Source organism: Paenibacillus maysiensis, from assembly GCF_000520815.1.
GTDB lineage: Bacteria > Bacillota > Bacilli > Paenibacillales > Paenibacillaceae > Paenibacillus > Paenibacillus maysiensis.
Genome location: NZ_ASRY01000236.1, coordinates 1 through 465, shown reverse-complemented (window position 1 = coordinate 465; position 465 = coordinate 1). Strand labels below are relative to the sequence as shown.

1 pseudogene is annotated in these 465 nt (G+C 61.9%); it reads left to right on the top strand.

The window, feature by feature from the left end:
* Positions 1 to 465: pseudogene (locus L696_RS28735) on the top strand (ATP-dependent helicase); the annotation flags it as partial.

Here is a 465-nt window from a genome sequence, read left to right as displayed (position 1 = left end):
GGCTCCCGCCGTCTTCGCGGGCAAGGAGCCGGAAACACGCGAGGATGCAGCGGGAATCGTGCTGTATTCCTTCCTGTGTGCGGTCATCCATGCGGAAACGACCGCGGTGCTGGCAGCATCAGACCGTGAGCTGGGCCGTTATCGCGCAGAGTATCGACGCGGAGGATCGCCGCTGGCGGAGCTGTGGTGGAACAGTCTGCTGACAGGTTCCCGCCCGGTGGCGATTCAGGGAACGCCCGCGGAGATGGAGGAGCTGGTTCTTCAAGCGTCCTCTCTTGAAGGAAGCGCAATGCCAGTCACGGAACGGAAGGATCAGGAGCCGATCGAAGGGCAGGTTCGTCTGTGCCTTCGTCTGGAGCCTTCACTGGAAGAGAATGTGAAGGAATGGCGTATTACCTTTTGGGCGGAAAGCGATGCCGAGCCGGGGTTGCGACTGCCTGCTTTGGCGCTGTGGGCGCATCCCGA